Raw genomic sequence first — 19,074 nt, 5'->3', positions numbered from 1 at the left:
AGTTCAACAGGCTGACGGGCGGAACACACGGCATGCACTCCCACACTTCAAGACGCACCTTCGTCAAAGGCCTGGCTATCGGCGGGCTCTGCGGCGGCCTCGGGTTATGGCGCACGCCGGTCTGGGCGATCAGCAGTCCCGGCGAACCGCAGGTGTTGGCCGGTCACGATTTCGACCTGTACATCGGCGAATCCCCGGTCAACTTCACCGGCAGCCCACGCACCGCAATGACCATCAACGGCGGCATTCCCGGCCCGCTGCTGCGCTGGCGTGAAGGCGATACGGTGACGCTGCGGGTACGCAACAGACTCAAGGACAGCACCTCCATTCACTGGCACGGCATCTTGCTGCCGGCCAACATGGACGGCGTGCCGGGGCTGAGCTTCAAGGGCATCGAGCCCGGCGGCATGTACGTCTACCAGTTCACCGTGCGGCAGAACGGCACCTACTGGTATCACAGCCATTCGGGGTTTCAGGAACAATCCGGCGTCTACGGCCCGCTGGTGATCGACGCCAAGGACCCGGAGCCGTTCCAGTACGACCGCGACTACGTGGTGATGCTCAGCGACTGGACCGACGAAGACCCGGTCGGCCTGATGAAGACGCTGAAAAAACAGTCCGATTACTACAACTTCAACAAACGCACCGTGGGCGACTTCATCCACGACGTCAGCGAAAAAGGCTGGGGGCCGACCGTCGCCGATCGCAAAATGTGGGCCGAGATGAAGATGAACCCCACCGACCTGGCGGACGTCGGCGGCGCCACTTACACCTACCTGTTGAACGGCCAGGCGCCGGATTCGAACTGGACCGGGGTGTTCCGCCCGGGGGAAAAGCTGCGGCTGCGTTTCATCAACGGCTCGGCCATGAGCTACTTCGACGTGCGCATCCCCGGCCTGAAAATGACCGTGGTCGCCGCCGATGGCCTGCACGTCAAACCGGTGAGCGTCGACGAATTTCGCATTGCCGTGGCGGAAACCTTCGACGTCATCGTCGAACCGACCGAAGCGGCCTACACCCTGTTCGCCCAGGCGATGGATCGCACCGGCTACGCCCGCGGCACCCTCACAATGAAGGCCGGACTGGTTGCGCCGCTGCCGCCACTGGACCCGCGCCCGCTGGTGACCATGGATGACATGGGCATGGGCGGCATGGACCACGGCAGCATGGCGGGCATGGATCACAGCAACATGGCCATGGGCGACATGCCCGGCATGCAGTCCCACCCGGCCTCGGAAACCGACAACCCGCTGGTGGACATGCAAGCCATGTCCACATCACCGAAACTCGACGATCCCGGCATGGGCCTGCGCAACAACGGGCGCCGCGTGCTCACCTACTCCGACCTGCGCAGCACCTTCGAAGACCCGGACGGCCGCGAGCCCGGCCGCACCATTGAGCTGCACCTGACCGGCCACATGGAAAAATTCGCCTGGTCGTTCAACGGCGTGAAGTTCTCTGATGCAGAGCCGCTGCGCCTCAAGTACGGCGAACGCCTGCGGATCGTGCTGGTCAACGACACGATGATGATGCACCCCATCCACCTGCATGGAATGTGGAGCGACCTCGAAGACGAGAACGGCCAGTTCATGGTGCGCAAACACACCATCGACATGCCACCCGGCTCCCGGCGCAGCTATCGGGTCACAGCCGACGCGCTCGGCCGTTGGGCCTATCACTGCCATCTCCTGTACCACATGGAAATGGGCATGTTCCGTGAAGTTCGCGTGGAAGAATGAGGCGCACCCCATGATTCGATTCACCCCGTTTTTTTTGGCACTCGCGACCTCGACGGCGATGGCCGCCAGCGATGACATGCAAGGCATGGATCACAGCCAGATGGACCACGGCCAGATGCAAGGCATGGACGAAGGTCAGATGCAAGGCATGGAAGACGGCCAGATGCAGCCCGCCGCGCCCAGCGAAAGCCGCACGCCGATCCCGGTGCTGACCGATGCCGATCGCGCTGCGGTGTATGCCGATCCCGCCGGTCACCATGTACACGACAGCAGGCTCAATTCATTTTTCCTCGCCGACAAACTCGAGTGGCAGGACGCCGATGACGGCAGCACCCTGGCCTGGGATTTGTCCGGCTGGGTCGGCGGTGACATTGATCGCCTGTGGCTGCGCTCTGAAGGCGAACGCAGCAACGGCGTGACCGAGGACGCGGAAATCCAGGCCCTGTGGGGCCACGCCATTTCCCCCTGGTGGGACGTCGTCAGCGGCGTGCGCCAGGACTTCAAACCCGGCGCCCCGCAAACCTGGGCCGCGTTCGGCGTGCAAGGCATGGCGCTGTACAACTTCGAGGCCGAAGCCACGGCCTTCATCGGCGAAGGCGGCCAGAGCGCCGTGCGGCTGGAAGGCGACTACGACATCCTGCTGACCAATCGGCTGATCCTGCAGCCGACCGTCGAACTCAACGCCTACGGCAAAAACGATCCGCAACGGGGCATCGGCGCGGGGCTGTCCAACACCGAAGCCGGTTTGCGCCTGCGCTACGAAATCCGCCGGGAATTCGCGCCCTACCTCGGCGTGACCTGGAACCGCACCTACGGCAACACCGCCGACTACGCCAACGACGAAGGCGAGGACCGCAGCGAAACCCGCCTCGTGCTCGGTATTCGGATGTGGTTCTGAACAGACTCACCTCAAACCAACAACAACCGCTTCAAGCGGTAAAGGACCTTGCATGCGCATCATCAAACCCACCGCCGTCGCAATCGCGTTGCTCAGCGGCCTGCTTATCAGCACCCTCGCTCAAGCGCACCCCAAACTGCTCGCCTCCACCCCAGCGCAAGGCGCAGAAGGTACGCCGCCCGACAAGATCGAACTGCACTTTTCCGAAACCCTCGTCACCCAGTTTTCCGGCGCCAAACTGCTGATGACCGAAATGGCCGGCATGGCCCACGCCCCGATGCCGGTCAAGGCCAAAGTCAGCGGCGGCAGTGACCCGAAGAGCATGTTCATCACCCCGACAACACCCCTGACTGCCGGCACCTACAAGGTCGAATGGCGCGCGGTGTCATCGGACACCCACCCGATCACCGGCAACGTCACCTTCAAAGTGAAATGATCGATGAGCGACTCGGCCAACGTCGTGCTGCGGTTTGTGTTGTATATGGATTTGATGCTGTTGTTTGGCGTGGCGCTGTTCGGGCTTTACAGCTTCAAAGGACAGGAACGGCTATCCGGGACGGTGCTGCCCTTGCGCCGATTGTTGACGGCAACAGCCGGGCTCGGCGCGCTGCTGTCCGTCGCGGGCATGGTGCTGATGGTCCGCGCCATGAGCGGCGAATCAGACGTTACCGAGCTGCGCCCTCACCTCGAGATGATGCTGTTCGAGACAGACGTCGGGTTGGCCTGGGCTGTGCGGATGATTGCGTTAGCAGTCGCGGGTTTGGCGTTGATGCTCAACCCACGCGCACCCGGCATCAGCCTGGTGATCGCCGCCACGGCCGGCGGCATCGCCCTCGCCAGCCTGGCCTGGAGCGGGCATGGCGCCATGGACGAAGGCAGTCGCCGTTTCTGGCACTTTACGGCGGACATCCTGCACCTGTTGGCGGCGAGTGCCTGGCTCGGCGCGTTGCTGGCGTTTGCCTTGATGGCGCAAACACGGGCCCTGCAAACCGAAGCACACATACGTTTGCTGGCTCGCGCGGTCAAGCGATTCGAAGGTGTCGGTGCGCTGATCGTTGTGATCATCACCGTGACGGGCGTAGTGAACTACCTGTTCATCATCGGGCCGAAGCTCGATGAGGTCTTACTCAGCCATTACGGAATTTTGCTGGCGATCAAGGTGCTGTTGTTTGCCGGGATGCTGGTGTTGGCGGCGTTGAACCGCTTTCATCTTGGGCCCTTGCTGGAGCGGTCATTGCGAGAGGGCCAATATGGCGTGGCGGCTAACGCACTTCGGCGCAGTGTGGTGCTGGAAATGGCCGCGGCGGTTTTGATTGTGGGGTTGGTGGCGTGGTTGGGGACCTTGAGCCCGGAAGTGGAAATGAGCAATCTTTAGGCGGCGTTGATTTTTCACACCTGTGAAAGTTTCACTACACTCCCCACTTGAAAACCACTCCAGCACAAAAGCCCGATAACAATGAAGAAAATCAACAGAGCAATGATGCTCGGCGGCTTGCTCGCACTCGCCCTTGGCGCCCAGGCAGAACCTTCGCACCTGGACAGCGTCATGCAACAGGGACAACTGCGGGTTTGCACCACCGGCGACTACAAGCCCTACACCCTCAAAGCCGAGGACGGCGAGCATTCCGGCATCGACATCGCCATGGCCCGCGCCCTGGCCGACAGCCTTGGCGTCAAGGTCGAGTGGGTGCCCACCACCTGGAAAACCCTGATGCCCGACATGCTCGCCGGTAAGTGCGACATCGCCATGGGCGGCATCTCGGTCACCCTGGAACGCCAGAAAAAAGCCTTCTTCAGCAACATCCTGGACGTCGACGGCAAAATCCCGCTGGTGCGCTGCGAAGACCAGGCGCTGTACCAGACCGTCGAACAGATCAACCAGCCCTCGGTTCGCCTGGTCGAACCGGCCGGCGGCACCAACGAAGCGTTCGTCCACGCCTACCTGCCCAAGGCGCAATTGCAACTGCACGACAACGTAAGCATCTTTCAGGATCTGCTGGATAAAAAAGCCGACGTAATGATCACCGACGCATCGGAGGCGCTGTATCAGCAGAAGCTCAAACCAGGCCTGTGCGCAGTCAACCCCACGCACTACCTGCAATACGGCGAAAAAGCCTACCTGCTGCCCCGCGACGACATCACCTGGAAGCTATACGTCGATCAATGGCTGCACCTGGCCAAGGCGACGGGTAGTTACCAGAAGATCCTGCGCCAGTGGCTGGCGGTGCCTGACGCCAGGTAACGGACCGCTTTTTTTCGCACAAAAAAGGGCGCCCCCAAAAGGAGCGCCCTTCTTCATTGCGGACCGCATATCAATCGTCGTGCAGCAAACCTGAACCGTATTCGCCGAAGCTATTGCCGAGTGCGCTGCCATGGAAGTTCATCTTACCGGGGTTGCTATTGGTCGGCCCCGGGCCAAAGCCGGCCGGCTGCACCGAGTCAGTCGAATAATCGCTATGGGAGCTCACACCCGAACAGGCGCTCAACAACAAAGCACCGGCCATCAGCGAGACTTTGACGAGGTTTGCGATCATTTTTTGATTCCTGTGGGTTGAGGCGCGGGGGACATGACCTTTAGCGGTCATCCTATGCCTCGTCTGTGCCGGGCATCATGAAACTTTTTTTTTGGGGGGGGGGTGACAGCGTTGGTTCAGGAACCGTGCGTACCTGGCGAGTGATGACGTCGATCTTTCGTCCCGAGCAGTTCGACGGAGCCAACTGGGAAGATGCTGCCAAGGCCCTCTACGATAGCCGCAAGTAGGTGCCTTCGGTCTGCCCCTTAGTAGGTGAAAACGGAGCTAACGGGAGGCAGGCACGATTGAGTCGTTCTACATGGTTGTCGCTCGCTACATCTTGCTGTTCCTGGGGTCGTCCGCCGGGTTGAGGTAGGTGATCCCCCAAGGCCCCGTGCCGTGGAGTTGGAGCACAGTTTCCTGTTCTCGACTGGCGCCGTACATCGACATGCCGACGGGAATGATCAGGGTGTCCCCCGGGTAATAGGCTTTGGCCCGTGCCGAATCGAATTTGTCTCCGGTGGCGAAGTAGAAGGTGCCCGAGATAACGGTTACGCGCTCGGTCACGGGATGGGTATGCACGCCGATTTTCGTATTTGCCGGCAGCTTCAAGCGCATGGTGAAGGGCTCGGCGGCTTTCAGGTCACCTTCAATCACTGCAATCATCACACCGGGCCCCACCGACGACGCAGCTGTCCACTTGAGTTCGGATGGGGTGGCGGTAATCAAACCCGCTCCCTCGGCTTGGGCGGCAGATGCCAGGAAGGCTGCGCTAAGCAAGGCCAGAAAAACAGCGACAGCTTTGTGGGAGCGCATCATAGTTTTCTCGTGTTTGGGGGCTGTGGGTGTATCGCAGCAGAGGCAAACATAGCTTCAATACACGGTATTAATGATGACGGTAGCCGAATGTTGAAGAGCGGATATAACCATTGTGAACAGCCCTATAACGCAATGGTCTGGACTGTGAGCTGTACGTAGGATGGGTTGAGCGCAGCGATACCTCTGATTCGACTCGTGCTCGCCAAGCCCCACCAGCCCATTCCTGATAAACTCCCCCACCTCCCAGCCTCACCGATTCCAGATCCCCCATGTCCGTAACCACCGCCATACCCGCCCTGCTCTCCCGCCGTTTCTCCGTCGCGCCGATGATGGATTGGACTGACCGCCACTGCCGTTTTTTCCTACGCCTATTGTCGAAAAACGCCCTGCTCTACACCGAAATGGTCACCACTGGCGCGCTTCTCAACGGCGACCACGAACGCTTCCTGCGTCACAACGAAGCCGAACACCCGCTCGCCTTACAACTCGGCGGCAGTGTCCCGCTGGACCTGGCCGCGTGCGCGCGGATGGCGCAGGAGCATGGTTACGACGAGGTGAACCTGAATGTCGGCTGCCCGAGTGATCGGGTGCAGAACAATATGATCGGTGCGTGCCTGATGGGGCATCCGCAGTTGGTGGCCGATTGTGTGAAGGCGATGCGTGATGCGGTGTCGATTCCGGTGACGGTCAAGCACCGTATCGGCATTAATGGGCGCGACAGCTACGAAGAACTGTGTGATTTCGTCGGTACGGTTCGCGAGGCCGGCTGCACCAGTTTTACCGTGCACGCGCGGATTGCGATTCTGGAGGGGTTGTCGCCGAAGGAGAACCGGGACATTCCGCCCCTGCGTTACGACGTGGCGGCGCGGTTGAAGGCGGACTTTCCTGAGCTGGAGATTATCCTCAATGGCGGGATCAAGACGCTGGAGGCCTGCCACGAACATTTGCAGACGTTCGACGGCGTGATGTTGGGCCGCGAGGCGTATCACAACCCTTATGTGATGGCCGAGGTGGATCAGCAGCTGTTCGGCAGCACCGCGCCAGTGATCAGCCGCGCCGAGGCGCTGGCGCAGTTGCGACCGTATATCGCTGCACACATCGACGCGGGCGGTTCGATGCACCACGTCACCCGGCATGTGCTCGGGCTGGGCACCGGGTTTCCGGGAGCACGCAAGTTTCGGCAGTTACTGTCGGTGGATATTCACAAGGCCAAAGAGCCTTTGGCCTTGCTGGATCAAGCGGCGGAGCTGCTTGAGGGGCGTTAACGGTTAGCCGCTTCCCTGCGACCAGGCTGCACGTCCTGCAGCCTGGTGCGAGCGTCAGGGCGCTGCAGCCCCGGCCCAGTCAACCCAACCGAATACCCACGTTGCCAGAATCAGCAAACCGAATCCGATCCGGTACCAGGCGAACACGGCGTAACTGTGGCCGGCGATGAACTTGAGCAAACCACGCACGGCGATCATGGCGAAAAAGAACGCCGTCACGAAACCCAGCGCAAACACTGGCAGGTCGCCAGCCTGGAACAGATCCCGATATTTATAGCCTGAATACACGGCGGCACCGACCATGGTCGGCATCGCCAGAAAGAACGAAAACTCCGTGGCAGCCTTACGCGACAGACCAAACAGCAACCCACCGATAATGGTCGATCCAGAGCGCGAAGTGCCCGGAATCATCGCCAGGCATTGCGCGAAACCGACCTTAAGGGCGTCGGTCCAGCGCATATCGTCAACATGGTCGACATACACCACATGTTCCCGTTGCTCGGCCCACAACATGATGATGCCACCCACCACTAATGCCACTGCTACAGTGATCGGGTTAAACAGATACTCATGGATCTTATTGGCGAACAACACTCCCAAGACCACTGCCGGAAGAAAACCGATTAATAGATTCAAGGTGAAACGTTGCGCATTACGTTGGGTCGGTAAGCCGGTAACGATCTCGAGAATCTTGCGACGGAACTCCCAGACAACCGCCAGTATCGCGCCCAATTGAATGATGATGTTAAAGGCCATGGCTCGCTCGCCGCCGAAGCTGAGCAAGTCCGCGACAACAATCTGGTGCCCTGTACTTGATATAGGCAAAAACTCCGTCAGACCTTCGACCATCCCTAAAATCAACACCGTTATGGTTGTCCAAAGATCCATCAATCCCCCCATCAACGACAAATACCAATGCGTCGGTTTCGCTCTAACTCAACGCCAACACGACAGTAAAGCGCATCAGGCCGATTAATAAAACTCGATGTTATGAAATGTCCATGAGCACCAGCACCAACACGAACGTTAGATAACAGTTAATATTGGAGAGTGCTGAGCCAGACAAGTGCAACAACTCGTACTTAAAACAACAAAGTCCTGCAGCCTCATGCCCCCCAAACAAAAAAAATCAGGCAGCTGCAACTTTAGCGAGATTCACGGTCATATGGGGGCGAAAATGCGGGACATTGAGACAATAGATGGCACAATGCTATGCCGCGCAAAGCCATGAGATTGCCATCAATGATTAGGCATCTCGAACCACCGACAGGCAAACGATCACGCCAGAATCACCGGCGATGTTAAAAAAACGAGACGACCGTCTGAAAAAACAGTGAAATGTTACCAATTGTCAGTCACAAGCGAGAATTGGTGCTTTAACATTCAAATGCCCGCACCCATCCGAGTCAAAGCATGATGCTTACAGGGAAAATAACGACTACAGGCCACAGCGACGTGAAGGAGGAGACAGGTGTTCTCACCATTGGGCGAACCCATACGCTAGCTGAGGGTTTCAGGGAATTAGTCGCAAGCCACGTAGGCAAGGATATTGCCGTTGATGCAACGTGCTATAGCAACTCATTCAAAAGAAACAAGAATACCCATTCATACCGTGCCATTTTTATCGTTATCGACAGCCCTCAAGCGTTTGTTGAAAGCCTTACTCTGGTAGAAAATATTCGCGCCGATAATTTGGCGTCAATAATTTTTGTAGCCATCACCGGTAAAGGCACCTACAACAAGATGAAATATTATCTGGCTGGGGCCGACTACTGTATTAATTGCGACACTGCTGCAGACGAAAATACTGACGTACTGAGCGAGTTTTTTGACAGCCCGGAATGGCAAAAAAAGCATAATCTGCTTTTGGACCCCACGCGCATGTGCCTTATTGGCGACTACAAAAAACTGGATGTATCGTTTGCGGAAATGAAAATTCTTGAGGCTTTTTCCCAAACCAAAAACCAAATATTGAGCCATGATGAAATCGCCAGGATCATGGGGCTGAATATAAATTTTTATGACCCAAGAGCCTTGGAAAAGTCGATCAGTCGCCTTCGCGGCAAAATAAAAGGCATGTATGGCAGTAACGCCATTCAAAGTATCCGTGGGCATGGATATCGTTTAATCAGGGGTCTGATCTCGACAACCTGATTCTTAATGTAGAAGGGAGTTTCTGTTTTATGAACGCAACAGGGAGCGTGCGACTCTACGATCACGCAGAGCATTACCTGTCTCGACAATTGATCCTCACTCGGGATGATTGCCCGTTTGGCAGCGAGATCAGAATACATTTTGACGACTGTGCTTCCGCGCCCTGCGCGCCAGAGGCGCATCAGATGAGTGGGATCTACAGTGAAGTACTGATGCAAACCCGGCTGATTGCATTTTCGCTGAAAGATCACAACACCACCAACGGAAATAAATACTTAAGCCGTAGATTTGTTTGCGTAGGACAGTCAGATCTCGTCAACTCTGCGCTCACGGAAGAGCTGATACAGACCGGCGCTGCTCTGCGCGAATTTGGCCAGACACTGGTTATCGTGCTCAATGAGCTCCCTCTCTCTGCAGTCAGCTTCGCAGAAAAAAAGAAAATCCTTCACAACGTATATCTGTTGAAAGATCACGGCATAGAAATCGCACTCGACGACTACAACATCGACGATGAAAGTATCGAAATCTTTACAACCCTGAATCTATTCGACTATATAAAGATTTCCACCTCCTCTCTAGACTTGAGCCTCAAGCTCAGTGGCAACCCAGAGTTATTCAATCGTCTCCACGAGCGTATGACCATGCTCACTCACAACACAAAAGTCGCCTTTATAGCGGACAGAGTCGAGCATGCTGCTAGCCATATACTGGCACGCGCACTGCCCTTTGATTACTTTCAAGGGAGTCATTACTCCCCTGCCGACAACCTTTAAACCAAGACCCAGACGCGCAACTCAGGAGAGAGCCATGGATAGCAGCATAAACCTCCCCAGAAAATACTTTGTCGTGGTTACTCACAACCCCGCACTACAACTGGAGCTTGAGGCATTACTGTCCAGCAAGCGATATAACACTTACGGCACGTCACAGGCAAAGATGTTTTTTGAGGGCGTTGCCCCACCCACTTCTGCCCCCAAGCTTATGGAATTTATTTCCCCGCATGTGGCCAAAATGGCGCCTCCGGTTATCAAGCATGATACGCAGCGCATACTTTCGACGTTCAAGTCCGAATGGCAAGCTGCGCAATCCGTGTCGAAATTTACTCATTTCACATCAACTGCAGACAACTCCAGGAATGACACCAGGGAATGTGTCCCCCAGCCGGCCAAACCGCACGTGCCGCCGACTGAAACCTGGCGACTGAGCGATGTCAGTGGCGCGTTGATCAAAGATGACGTGGAGATTGCCTTGACTGGCCTGGAGGCCACGCTGCTTAAAAAAATGCTGCACCATGATGATCGCGTGGTCAGCAAGGACGACCTTATCCGTAGCATCGGCAGAGAACCCGAACATTATCGGGGTCTCGAAATGTGCCTAAGCCGACTGCAGGAAAAGTTTAAAAACGCCAGTAAAGGCGAACGCCTTTTTCGTGCAGTAAGGAATCGTGGGTACTGCGTAATACAAAAAATCGTACGCGTAAAAAATCTGGCCTGAACAATTCAGATTTTCGCCCTGGTCGTGCAATACAACAATAAAAAAGCACGCCATTCCCCCGCACCTCCCTCACCGCCCCCCTCTATAAAGCCGTGTTAAAAACCCGAACCCAGACCATTTCTAACGCCATTCTCGCCCAGATATATCAACCAGTTACACCAACCTCTCGTTAAAAGTCGTCAGACAGTACTCGCGTCAATAAATTATTCTATTCACTGATGAGAGCGCCGCTCGTTGGCGTTTCGCTCGTCAATGCAACGCCATCTTATAAAAACAATAACTCTTGCTTCATCAACTTTGGCTGTTGTCTGTCGAAACGCGAATGGACGTATTTTGGGGATATCGCATGGTTAACAATCTTCGTATCAGTCGAAATACCAACCTCAAAGGATTGACCTTCTGGGGTCAGTGGGTACTGGGTCAGGGCTTTGCTGTCGCCCTGTTACTTCTATTGGTTTACTACCAGACTGGAACGGTAGAGTTCTATTATCGAGTGTGTGCAACGCTTACTGTACTAGCATCGGTTCCAGCCTATACCTGGTGCGGCGCCTATGCAAAGAAGGACAATTACCTGGAGGGCTTGCTGAGACTTCTGATGGGTTGGTCAATGACACTGGCAGCGCTAGCTATTGTCGCCTTCCTCTGTAAGGCCAACGAACTGTTTTCTCGTCAAATCATCCTGGTATGGGCTTTCTGCAGCTACATCGGGCAGGCGTTGTTGTACGTCCCACTGCATGGTTTTTCGAAGTACTACCAACGGGCGCTGCAAATTGAGCGTAGAACGCTGATTGTGGGTACTGGCGAGCTGGCACTGGGCTTGGCTAACAAGCTTCGTGCCCTCGAGCACTTCCCGTTGGTCGGCCTGGTAAGCTCCGACACCACTCCCTTGCCGGAGACGGGTATGCCACCTGTCGTAGGCCCGCAAGAGGAACTGCTCGAACTGATCAAGACCCATGACATCCGACGCCTGTACATCACACTGCCCCTGAGCGAAGCGGCACAAATCGAAGAAATGTATGTCGACTTGCTGGATGCCAACGTCGATGTGGTCTGGGTCCCGGACTTGAACAGCCTGACGCTGCTCAATCACTCGGTCAGTGATGTGGATGGCATGCCGGCAATCCATTTGATTGAATGCCCGCTGACCAGCCAACCCACTGCCGCCCTGAGTAAAAGCCTGTTCGATAAAAGCGTGGCGCTGATGGCCATTGTCGCCCTAAGCCCGTTACTGCTGATCATTGGCCTGGCCGTCAAATTCACCTCCCATGGCCCAGTGTTTTTCAAACAGGACCGCCATGGCTGGAACGGGAAGGTCATCAAGGTCTGGAAGTTTCGCTCGATGCGCGTGCATGACGATCACGAGGTCAAGCAAGCCAGTCGTAACGACTCGCGGATCACCCCGATCGGGCGCTTTATCCGCCGCACCTCCATCGATGAGCTACCGCAATTGTTCAACGTCTTGCAGGGCCATATGGCGCTGGTCGGGCCACGTCCTCATGCCGTTGCGCACAATAACTACTACTCCGGCAAGATTCTCGCCTACATGGCGCGCCACCGAATCAAACCGGGGATCACCGGGCTGGCTCAAATCAACGGTTGCCGCGGCGAGACCGACACCATCGACAAGATGCAGAAGCGCGTCGAGATCGACCTCAAGTACATCAATAACTGGTCGTTGTGGCTGGACGTGAAAATCCTGGTGAAGACGCCGTTCACCTTGCTGTCAAAAGACATTTATTGATGGTGTGCCTGCAGGCTAACCAGGGGACGCAAGCCATTTGCGCAGTGCGTTAGCCTCGTCACCCGTGGCTGGACCTTCACCAGCCACGCCTGCAACTGCACCAACACCGGCAGACTGTTCTGCTGCCAACTTTCGTGGCGATGCTCATCGCCGACTTCTTTTAAATCCCCGCTATATCTATATACCGTACAGCTTGTTGACCAGATTCAGGGCGATATCGGCACGCCCGGGCTTACTTTCAGACTGAACCCTTTGCACCTCAACAAGCTTGCGTCAGGCAGGCACAACGGCAGCAGTCGGTCGTTAAAAAAGTGGATACCGGGCAATCGCGTCACGACAAAAACCGTATTCGCGAGTTGGAACGCCAGCTACGCCGCAAAGATGCGGCCTTGGCTGAGACCGCTGCTTTCCAGGTGCTGCGAAAAAAGCACAATGCCTACTGGGAGGGGAAGCGAAGATGAGGGCAACTGACCTTGTTGCCAGAACGGTATCTGCTCGTTGATTGGCTGGCCGAGCGCATTGTGACGGGCACCCACAAACATCCTGACGGATGCACGGACGACAACCGCCAGGTCCATACCCTGAAAGGCGCCTGGCGAATCAGAGCGGCATGGCATCGACCTTGAAAGACGCTGCAAGGAAGATTGCGATGATGACAAGTGAGCAATGCGCCGTATCAATGCTTACTGATATCAGCCAAGGGGACGCTAATTCTTTGCTCACGCTGCAGTAGTGTCATCAGGAGCAACACTCGCTGCTCTCCCACCATCGCCAGGAAGATCGCCTCCACATCGACAAAAGGCCCCTCATTGATACGCACCCTCTCTCCACAGGCAAACCGAGCCTCCACAGGGGCTCCGCTATCGCGCTCATAAAGCTGGGCGATCAAGTCATCACCCACGGGCAGCGGCTTGCCCCCAAAACTGACAATTCGCAATACACCGCGGGTAGAACGCAAAGGCGCCCAGCTCTCACCCGAGCCGAGCTGGATAAACAGATAACCCGGGAACAGCGATTCACGAACAGCCCTCCTGCGCCCCTGTAAAACACGCTCGCGCAGGTGCGCAGGGCGAAAACAGGTATATCCCTGGTTAACCAGATTGATCTCTGCACGCTCGTCCTGGCTCGCCTTGCATTGAACCAAATACCATGCACTGGCGGTGAGACTCTCAGGCAAGGCCGTTTGAACAGCCGAAGCACTATGGATGGACACAATCAGCCCCTTCTGCGCCTATATGGTCAAGTAGCTCCGTGGTTTTCTCCCCGACCTTGCGTCGGAATTCTCCCAAGGATGGAAACGCACCTGGAAAACGGAGTTGGCCGATCATGGAAACTTCGCCCTTTAAAAACACGCGAAACTTATTGGCAATAAACGAATGCCAGGGAACGCATTACCCAATGCAACCGCCTTACACTTATCATCAAACTACACCCGCGATATTTAACACAGCCCAATACAGGACAACACAAAAAAACCGAAAACGTTATAAATCGTCCGATAACAGACAGAAATGTTATTTAATATCTGGATTTGTATGTGGATATTTTTTTTGCTGTATGGCATTCAATAATCACATGGCATTTAATGGTTGATGTTGTCGTGGGTTGCCAGTTATGATTTTTACCATAGCAACTGTTAAGCACGCTCCCAGTCCGGATTCCAGCAGACCAGAGTCTTCGCAGTGAAAAGCTTCATCCAGTACGGTAACTCCTCACGGAAAGAGGCACACACCCAATAGCTGCAAACCGTCAAAAAAGTGCCATTGAAGAAAAGTAGAATTTCAGTCTTTCCAATTGCACCATCACCGTAAGTGTGGAATTTCCAGGGAGGTTGCCTTGTTTAACAAGATTCTAATCGTTTGCATTGGCAACATTTGCCGAAGTCCTACTGCAGAACATTTGTTGCGAGAAGCACTGGTCCGGTCCGACATCGAAGTCAGCTCCGCCGGTCTTGGCGCGCTACAAGACCACCCTATCGAGCCCACCGCCCGGATCGTCCTGGAAGAACATGGCCATCTGCCAAAAGAGCACAAAGCCAATCAACTGACCCCTGCCGCCATCAGCGAATCGGATCTGATCCTGGTGATGGAGCAGTCGCACATAGACCGTGTTCTCAAGATCGCACCTGAAGCGCGTGGAAAGGTCTTCTTGCTGGGCAAGTGGCAGGAAAACCGTGAAATCAGCGACCCCTACCGTCAAGGCAAACCCGCTTTTGTGCATGCATACGCGTTGATTGAAGAAGCAGTAGCCGCCTGGGCAACGCGTCTCGCACGCTAAACCATTCCTCGAACACCTGTTAAAAAAGAACCCACTTATGCAGCAAACTCCAGCATTAACCTCACATGACGATGATGAAATCGACTTGATGGGCCTACTTGGGACACTGGTCGATCATAAATGGTTGATTGCCGGGATCACTGCTGCCTCCATGGTCGTTGGAACGGCCTATGCGGTGTTGGCCACTCCTGTTTACCAGGCAACTGCCTTGATACAGGTGGAGGCCAAAAAAAATGACATGCTCGGCTTCTCCGATATCAACAGCATGCTGGGTAAAGAGTCGCCTTCAGCCACAGAAATTGAATTAATCAAGTCGCGCGCCATCATCGGCAAGGTTGTCGACAATCTATCGCTCGATATCACTGTCGAGCCGAACCGTTTTCCGGTGATCGGCGACTTTATTGCTCGTCGGTTCAAGCCAGACGCTGTTAATACGGTCGCGACGCCATGGTTTGGCATGAACAGTTTTGCCTGGGGTGGCGAAACCCTGAAAATATTTCAGCTCAAACTCCCACAAGAGCTCCTGAGTAAGACGCTCACGTTGGTCACCGGTGAAAACGATCATTTTACGTTGCTGGATGAAGACGACAATGTTCTGGTCCAAAGCCAAGTGGGACAAGCCTATGACCAAGACGGCATTCAACTGCAGGTCGAAGTGTTGCGGGCGAATCCGGGTACAACGTTCAGCATTGTGCGTGACCCACGCCTGACCAGTATTTTGAAGTACCAAAAGGTACTTGATGTATCGGAGCGCGGTAAAGAATCCGGCATGATCGGACTGGCTCTTGAAAGCGAGAAACCGGCCGAAGCCATTCAAATCCTCAATGAAATCGCCAAGCTCTATGTACGGCAAAATGTCGAGCGGACGTCGGCCGAAGCCGCTCAAAGCCTGGAGTTTCTAAAAGATCAGCTACCTCAGGTCCGTAAAGATCTGGAAAAAGCCGAAAACGCCCTGAACAAGTATCAAATTCGTAGTAAATCCATCGATATCAGCCTGGAAGCCAAAGCCATTCTCGATCAGATCGTGGCGCTTGATACCAGCATCTCCGCACTGAAAATGCAGCAAGCGGAAATGGATCGCAAGTTTACCCGTCAGCACCCCGCCTATCGGGCCTTGCTCAGCCAATTAGGCGAGCTGACAGCCAAGCAGGATGGCTTGGCCAAAAAAGTCGAGGGCCTGCCGTCAACGCAGCAAGAACTGCTTAGCCTCACCCGCGATGTAAAAGTCAGCACCGAAATTTATACCCAGCTCCTGAATAAATCCCAGGAACTGGATGTGATGCGTGCCGGCACCGTGGGCAATGTGCGCTTGATCGATACCGCCGACGTGGATCTGCGCAAGCCCGTTAAGCCCAAGAAGGCCCTCATCGTACTCATTGCCACCCTGTTCGGGGCTCTCCTGGCGATTGCAGTGGTGCTTTTTCGCAAAGCCCTTAACCGCGGCGTGGAAAGTCCGGATCAAATTGAACAGTTGGGGTTGCCGGTGTATGCAACCATTCCTTTCAGCACGCTGCAGAAAGGTGAAGAAAACAAAATCCCCCGTAGTAGCCGGGGCCGCGCCAACAAAGTCGCTCCCATACTGGCCAGTAGTCACCCCACCGACCTGGCCATAGAAGGATTGCGCAGCCTGCGCACCAGCCTGCACTTCGCCATGCTCGAAGCCAGCAATAATCGCCTGATGATCTCCGGCCCGAGCCCCAAGGTAGGTAAAACGTTCATTTCCGCCAACCTCGCCGCAGTCGTCGCTCAGACCGGCCAGCGTGTATTGCTCATCGACGTGGATATGCGCAAAGGGTATCTGCATAAAGTATTCGGAGTCCCCGCTGAGAACGGGCTTTCTGATTTACTGGTTAAGCGCTGCGACCTTGCAACCGCGATTAATAAAACTGAAATCCAGAACCTTGACGTTATCGGCCGCGGCCAAATACCGCCCAATCCTTCAGAACTGCTAATGCACTCGAACTTCAGTGCCTTTCTGGAGCAAGTCAGCGCTCAATACGACCTGGTGATTCTGGATACCCCGCCGTTGCTGGCGGTGACGGATGCGGCCATTGTCGGCCGCCAGTCGGGCACCAGCTTGATTGTGACGCGTTTTGCGCTTAACCCGGTTCGTGAAATCGAATTGACCATGCGTCGCTTTGCTCAAAATGGCATTGATTTGAAAGGCGCCATTTTCAATGGCGTCGAAAAACGCGCCTCCGCCAAATACGGCTATGGCGACTATGGTTATTACAACTACGAATATAAGTCGGACAGCGTTTAATTTGCACACCATTTTTAATGATAGCCGAGCGCGTCTGAGACTCTAAGGGCGCTCATTTACTGCATCTGCAACATAGAATGTGAACATCTGAATAAATCAAGCTGCTTTCAGGGACTTGCATGTAATCCTGGGGCGGTAGCATGCCTGATCACCACCCTGGCTAATGTATAAGTTGAATGGCTCACCTATTCGTGGGCCAACTCAGTGACTGCTGATGCCATGCACGACACAAGAGCACATCCTCGATGTGCCAATTCCAGGTCAACCCACGCAGTTGAAAGTAGTTCTGCGCCGCGTCAGTTGCCGCACCTGCGGCAAAAAAACGGAACCGGTTAGCTGGCGGGACCGGTATGCCCGATTGGCCCTGCGCTTGGTCGATGCGGCCATTAAAGCCTGAGAGCGTGTTCCAGCATGTAGCGCAGACGTTCTGCCTTGCATTTAGACACCGTCCGGCAATTAACTTAGACCTATTTACTTTTCACCACACGCCACACGCTCAAAGGGAATCGACATGAAAGTCACAGTTTTTGGCATCGGTTATGTTGGCCTGGTGCAAGGCGCCGTCCTCGCTGAGGTCGGCCACGACGTAGTCTGTATTGATATCGATGCCAACAAGGTCGAACGCCTGAAGCAGGGTCATATCCCCATCTACGAGCCTGGCCTGGAAGCACTGGTAAAAGAAAACCATGCCGCTGGCCGCCTGAACTTCACCACCGACGCAGCAGCAGGCGTGAAGCATGGCGAAGTGCAATTTATCGCTGTGGGCACCCCCCCAGACGAAGATGGCTCCGCAGACCTTAAATATGTACTGGCCGTTGCCGAAACCATTGCCCAGCATATGGAAGGCCATCAGATCATTATCGACAAGTCCACAGTGCCCGTAGGTACCGCCGATAAGGTTAGTGCCAAAATTGCGCAAGTTCTGGCGGCGCGTCAACGTGAAGACCTGGGCTTTGATGTGGTATCCAACCCTGAGTTTCTCAAGGAAGGTTCCGCTGTCGCTGACTGTATGCGCCCGGACCGTATCGTCATCGGTAGCAATAGCAAAACTGCTGAAGATGTCATGCGCGAGCTGTACGCCCCCTTCAACCGCAATCACGAAAAAATCATCGTGATGGACGTGCGCAGCGCCGAGCTGACCAAATACGCCGCCAATTGCATGCTGGCTACAAAAATCAGCTTTATGAACGAGATGGCCAACCTGGCAGAAATGCTCGGAGCCGATATTGAAATGGTTCGCCAGGGTATTGGCTCCGACCCACGTATCGGCTACCAGTTTTTATATGCAGGTGTTGGCTACGGCGGCTCGTGTTTCCCGAAAGATGTGCAGGCACTTATCCGTACTGCTGACAGCATCGATTTTGATGCCAAAGTGCTAAAGGCCGTGGAAAACCGAAATGATGAACAGAAATCCGTGTTGTTCAAGAAAATATCAAAACACTTCAATGGTGATTTGCATAACAAGATTTTTGCTTTGTGGGGCCTGAGCTTTAAACCTAACACAGATGATATGCGCGAAGCTCCAAGTAGAATCTTAATGGAAGCGCTTTGGCAAGCAGGTGCAAAAGTACAAGCTTATGACCCAGAAGCTATGGAAGAAACTCAGCGCATTTATGGCAGCAGAGATGACCTTAGCTTGTGTGGCACAAAAGAAGCGGCACTGAAAGGCGCAGAAGCATTGGTAATTGTCACGGAATGGCAGGCATTTAAAGCTCCAGATTTCGAGCTAATAAAAAAGCATCTTCGACAGCCTGTGGTCTTTGACGGTAGAAACTTATTCAATCCCGTAAAACTCCACAATAAGGGTATTGCATGCTATTCAATAGGAAGAAAAAACCCGCTTTAAGCCAACATTAAGCCCCCCCTTTGAGCCAGTGCGATTAATTTATGCTTAGTTTCAAAAACCCTACA

The 19,074-nt window shown here is 54.9% G+C and carries 17 protein-coding genes; 13 read left to right on the top strand and 4 right to left on the bottom strand.

Annotated elements, in window-relative coordinates; translation table 11 throughout:
• The first annotated feature begins 32 nt into the window (after positions 1-32).
• The 5 genes from AC1DVE_RS03145 (at position 33) to AC1DVE_RS03125 (ending at position 4,879) form a co-directional block, all read left to right on the top strand.
• A complete protein-coding gene (locus AC1DVE_RS03145; RefSeq protein ID WP_477783738.1) occupies positions 33-1,739 on the top strand; it encodes a copper resistance system multicopper oxidase in 1,707 nt (568 codons plus the stop codon).
• Between the two features lie 10 nt (positions 1,740-1,749).
• Positions 1,750-2,637 (top strand): copper resistance protein B, encoded by an 888-nt coding sequence (locus tag AC1DVE_RS03140; protein ID WP_477783737.1) that lies wholly within the window; start codon positions 1,750-1,752, stop codon positions 2,635-2,637.
• A 52-nt stretch (positions 2,638-2,689) separates the two neighbouring features.
• On the top strand, positions 2,690-3,073 hold the full coding sequence (gene copC / locus AC1DVE_RS03135; RefSeq protein ID WP_477783736.1) for a copper homeostasis periplasmic binding protein CopC: 384 nt from the start codon (positions 2,690-2,692) through the stop codon (positions 3,071-3,073).
• A 3-nt stretch (positions 3,074-3,076) separates the two neighbouring features.
• Positions 3,077-4,012, top strand: coding sequence for a copper homeostasis membrane protein CopD (copD, locus tag AC1DVE_RS03130; RefSeq protein WP_477783735.1), 936 nt, complete (start codon positions 3,077-3,079; stop codon positions 4,010-4,012).
• 105 nt (positions 4,013-4,117) lie between these two features.
• Positions 4,118-4,879, top strand: a complete 762-nt coding sequence (locus tag AC1DVE_RS03125; RefSeq protein WP_223538045.1) for a transporter substrate-binding domain-containing protein — start codon at positions 4,118-4,120, stop codon at positions 4,877-4,879.
• A 70-nt stretch (positions 4,880-4,949) separates the two neighbouring features.
• On the opposite strand, the gene AC1DVE_RS03120 is transcribed toward AC1DVE_RS03125, so the two are convergent.
• Positions 4,950-5,171: a hypothetical protein gene (locus tag AC1DVE_RS03120; RefSeq protein ID WP_477783734.1), complete on the bottom strand. Its 222-nt coding sequence runs from the start codon at positions 5,169-5,171 to the stop codon at positions 4,950-4,952.
• A 312-nt stretch (positions 5,172-5,483) separates the two neighbouring features.
• A complete protein-coding gene (locus tag AC1DVE_RS03115) occupies positions 5,484-5,966 on the bottom strand; it encodes a cupin domain-containing protein (RefSeq protein ID WP_223454527.1) in 483 nt (160 codons plus the stop codon).
• Positions 5,967-6,238: 272 nt separating this feature from the next.
• On the opposite strand from AC1DVE_RS03115, the gene dusA reads away from it, so the two are divergent.
• The gene (dusA, locus tag AC1DVE_RS03110; RefSeq protein WP_477783733.1) at positions 6,239-7,234 is read left to right on the top strand and encodes a tRNA dihydrouridine(20/20a) synthase DusA; all 996 of its coding nucleotides are present in this window, start codon (positions 6,239-6,241) and stop codon (positions 7,232-7,234) included.
• Positions 7,235-7,288: 54 nt separating this feature from the next.
• On the opposite strand, the gene AC1DVE_RS03105 is transcribed toward dusA, so the two are convergent.
• Positions 7,289-8,122, bottom strand: a complete 834-nt coding sequence (locus AC1DVE_RS03105; protein ID WP_477783732.1) for an undecaprenyl-diphosphate phosphatase — start codon at positions 8,120-8,122, stop codon at positions 7,289-7,291.
• Between the two features lie 525 nt (positions 8,123-8,647).
• Here AC1DVE_RS03105 and AC1DVE_RS03100 point away from each other — a divergent pair.
• The 4 genes from AC1DVE_RS03100 to AC1DVE_RS03085 all read left to right on the top strand — a co-directional run bounded on the left by AC1DVE_RS03100 (position 8,648) and on the right by AC1DVE_RS03085 (position 12,623).
• Positions 8,648-9,388, top strand: coding sequence for a winged helix-turn-helix domain-containing protein (locus AC1DVE_RS03100; protein WP_477783731.1), 741 nt, complete (start codon positions 8,648-8,650; stop codon positions 9,386-9,388).
• Between the two features lie 29 nt (positions 9,389-9,417).
• Complete coding sequence (locus AC1DVE_RS03095) at positions 9,418-10,161, top strand: EAL domain-containing protein (RefSeq protein WP_477783730.1); 744 nt, start codon at positions 9,418-9,420, stop codon at positions 10,159-10,161.
• Between the two features lie 34 nt (positions 10,162-10,195).
• Positions 10,196-10,882 (top strand): winged helix-turn-helix domain-containing protein, encoded by a 687-nt coding sequence (locus AC1DVE_RS03090; RefSeq protein ID WP_477783729.1) that lies wholly within the window; start codon positions 10,196-10,198, stop codon positions 10,880-10,882.
• Between the two features lie 346 nt (positions 10,883-11,228).
• Positions 11,229-12,623 carry an undecaprenyl-phosphate glucose phosphotransferase gene (locus tag AC1DVE_RS03085; protein WP_477783728.1) on the top strand — a complete coding sequence of 465 codons (1,395 nt, stop codon included), beginning with the start codon at positions 11,229-11,231 and terminating at the stop codon, positions 12,621-12,623.
• A gap of 676 nt (positions 12,624-13,299) precedes the next feature.
• Here AC1DVE_RS03085 and rfaH read toward each other — a convergent pair.
• The gene (gene rfaH / locus AC1DVE_RS03080; protein WP_223535068.1) at positions 13,300-13,830 is read right to left on the bottom strand and encodes a transcription/translation regulatory transformer protein RfaH; all 531 of its coding nucleotides are present in this window, start codon (positions 13,828-13,830) and stop codon (positions 13,300-13,302) included.
• A 629-nt stretch (positions 13,831-14,459) separates the two neighbouring features.
• On the opposite strand from rfaH, the gene AC1DVE_RS03075 reads away from it, so the two are divergent.
• The 3 genes from AC1DVE_RS03075 to AC1DVE_RS03065 all read left to right on the top strand — a co-directional run bounded on the left by AC1DVE_RS03075 (position 14,460) and on the right by AC1DVE_RS03065 (position 19,009).
• The gene (locus AC1DVE_RS03075) at positions 14,460-14,900 is read left to right on the top strand and encodes a low molecular weight protein-tyrosine-phosphatase (RefSeq protein WP_223534905.1); all 441 of its coding nucleotides are present in this window, start codon (positions 14,460-14,462) and stop codon (positions 14,898-14,900) included.
• A 37-nt stretch (positions 14,901-14,937) separates the two neighbouring features.
• Positions 14,938-17,163, top strand: coding sequence for a polysaccharide biosynthesis tyrosine autokinase (locus tag AC1DVE_RS03070; protein ID WP_223534909.1), 2,226 nt, complete (start codon positions 14,938-14,940; stop codon positions 17,161-17,163).
• Positions 17,164-17,674: 511 nt separating this feature from the next.
• Positions 17,675-19,009, top strand: coding sequence for a UDP-glucose dehydrogenase family protein (locus tag AC1DVE_RS03065; protein ID WP_477783727.1), 1,335 nt, complete (start codon positions 17,675-17,677; stop codon positions 19,007-19,009).
• The last annotated feature ends 65 nt before the right edge of the window (positions 19,010-19,074 follow it).

Source organism: Pseudomonas sp. P4_B4 (assembly GCF_056402255.1).
Note: the sequence above shows the minus strand (reverse complement) of the source record. Positions and strands in the feature narration are given on the sequence as shown.

What these genes read in the sequence shown, in the direction of transcription:
- AC1DVE_RS03105 (WP_477783732.1), bottom strand. Translation starts at nt 8,122, where the DNA reads ATGGATCTTTGGACAACCATAACGGTGTTGATTTTAGGGATGGTCGAA.
- AC1DVE_RS03145 (WP_477783738.1), top strand. Translation starts at nt 33, where the DNA reads ATGCACTCCCACACTTCAAGACGCACCTTCGTCAAAGGCCTGGCTATC.
- AC1DVE_RS03120 (WP_477783734.1), bottom strand. Translation starts at nt 5,171, where the DNA reads ATGATCGCAAACCTCGTCAAAGTCTCGCTGATGGCCGGTGCTTTGTTG.
- AC1DVE_RS03140 (WP_477783737.1), top strand. Translation starts at nt 1,750, where the DNA reads ATGATTCGATTCACCCCGTTTTTTTTGGCACTCGCGACCTCGACGGCG.
- AC1DVE_RS03085 (WP_477783728.1), top strand. Translation starts at nt 11,229, where the DNA reads ATGGTTAACAATCTTCGTATCAGTCGAAATACCAACCTCAAAGGATTG.
- AC1DVE_RS03095 (WP_477783730.1), top strand. Translation starts at nt 9,418, where the DNA reads ATGAACGCAACAGGGAGCGTGCGACTCTACGATCACGCAGAGCATTAC.
- AC1DVE_RS03090 (WP_477783729.1), top strand. Translation starts at nt 10,196, where the DNA reads ATGGATAGCAGCATAAACCTCCCCAGAAAATACTTTGTCGTGGTTACT.
- AC1DVE_RS03125 (WP_223538045.1), top strand. Translation starts at nt 4,118, where the DNA reads ATGCTCGGCGGCTTGCTCGCACTCGCCCTTGGCGCCCAGGCAGAACCT.
- copD (WP_477783735.1), top strand. Translation starts at nt 3,077, where the DNA reads ATGAGCGACTCGGCCAACGTCGTGCTGCGGTTTGTGTTGTATATGGAT.
- AC1DVE_RS03115 (WP_223454527.1), bottom strand. Translation starts at nt 5,966, where the DNA reads ATGCGCTCCCACAAAGCTGTCGCTGTTTTTCTGGCCTTGCTTAGCGCA.
- copC (WP_477783736.1), top strand. Translation starts at nt 2,690, where the DNA reads ATGCGCATCATCAAACCCACCGCCGTCGCAATCGCGTTGCTCAGCGGC.
- AC1DVE_RS03100 (WP_477783731.1), top strand. Translation starts at nt 8,648, where the DNA reads ATGATGCTTACAGGGAAAATAACGACTACAGGCCACAGCGACGTGAAG.
- dusA (WP_477783733.1), top strand. Translation starts at nt 6,239, where the DNA reads ATGTCCGTAACCACCGCCATACCCGCCCTGCTCTCCCGCCGTTTCTCC.
- AC1DVE_RS03065 (WP_477783727.1), top strand. Translation starts at nt 17,675, where the DNA reads ATGAAAGTCACAGTTTTTGGCATCGGTTATGTTGGCCTGGTGCAAGGC.
- AC1DVE_RS03070 (WP_223534909.1), top strand. Translation starts at nt 14,938, where the DNA reads ATGCAGCAAACTCCAGCATTAACCTCACATGACGATGATGAAATCGAC.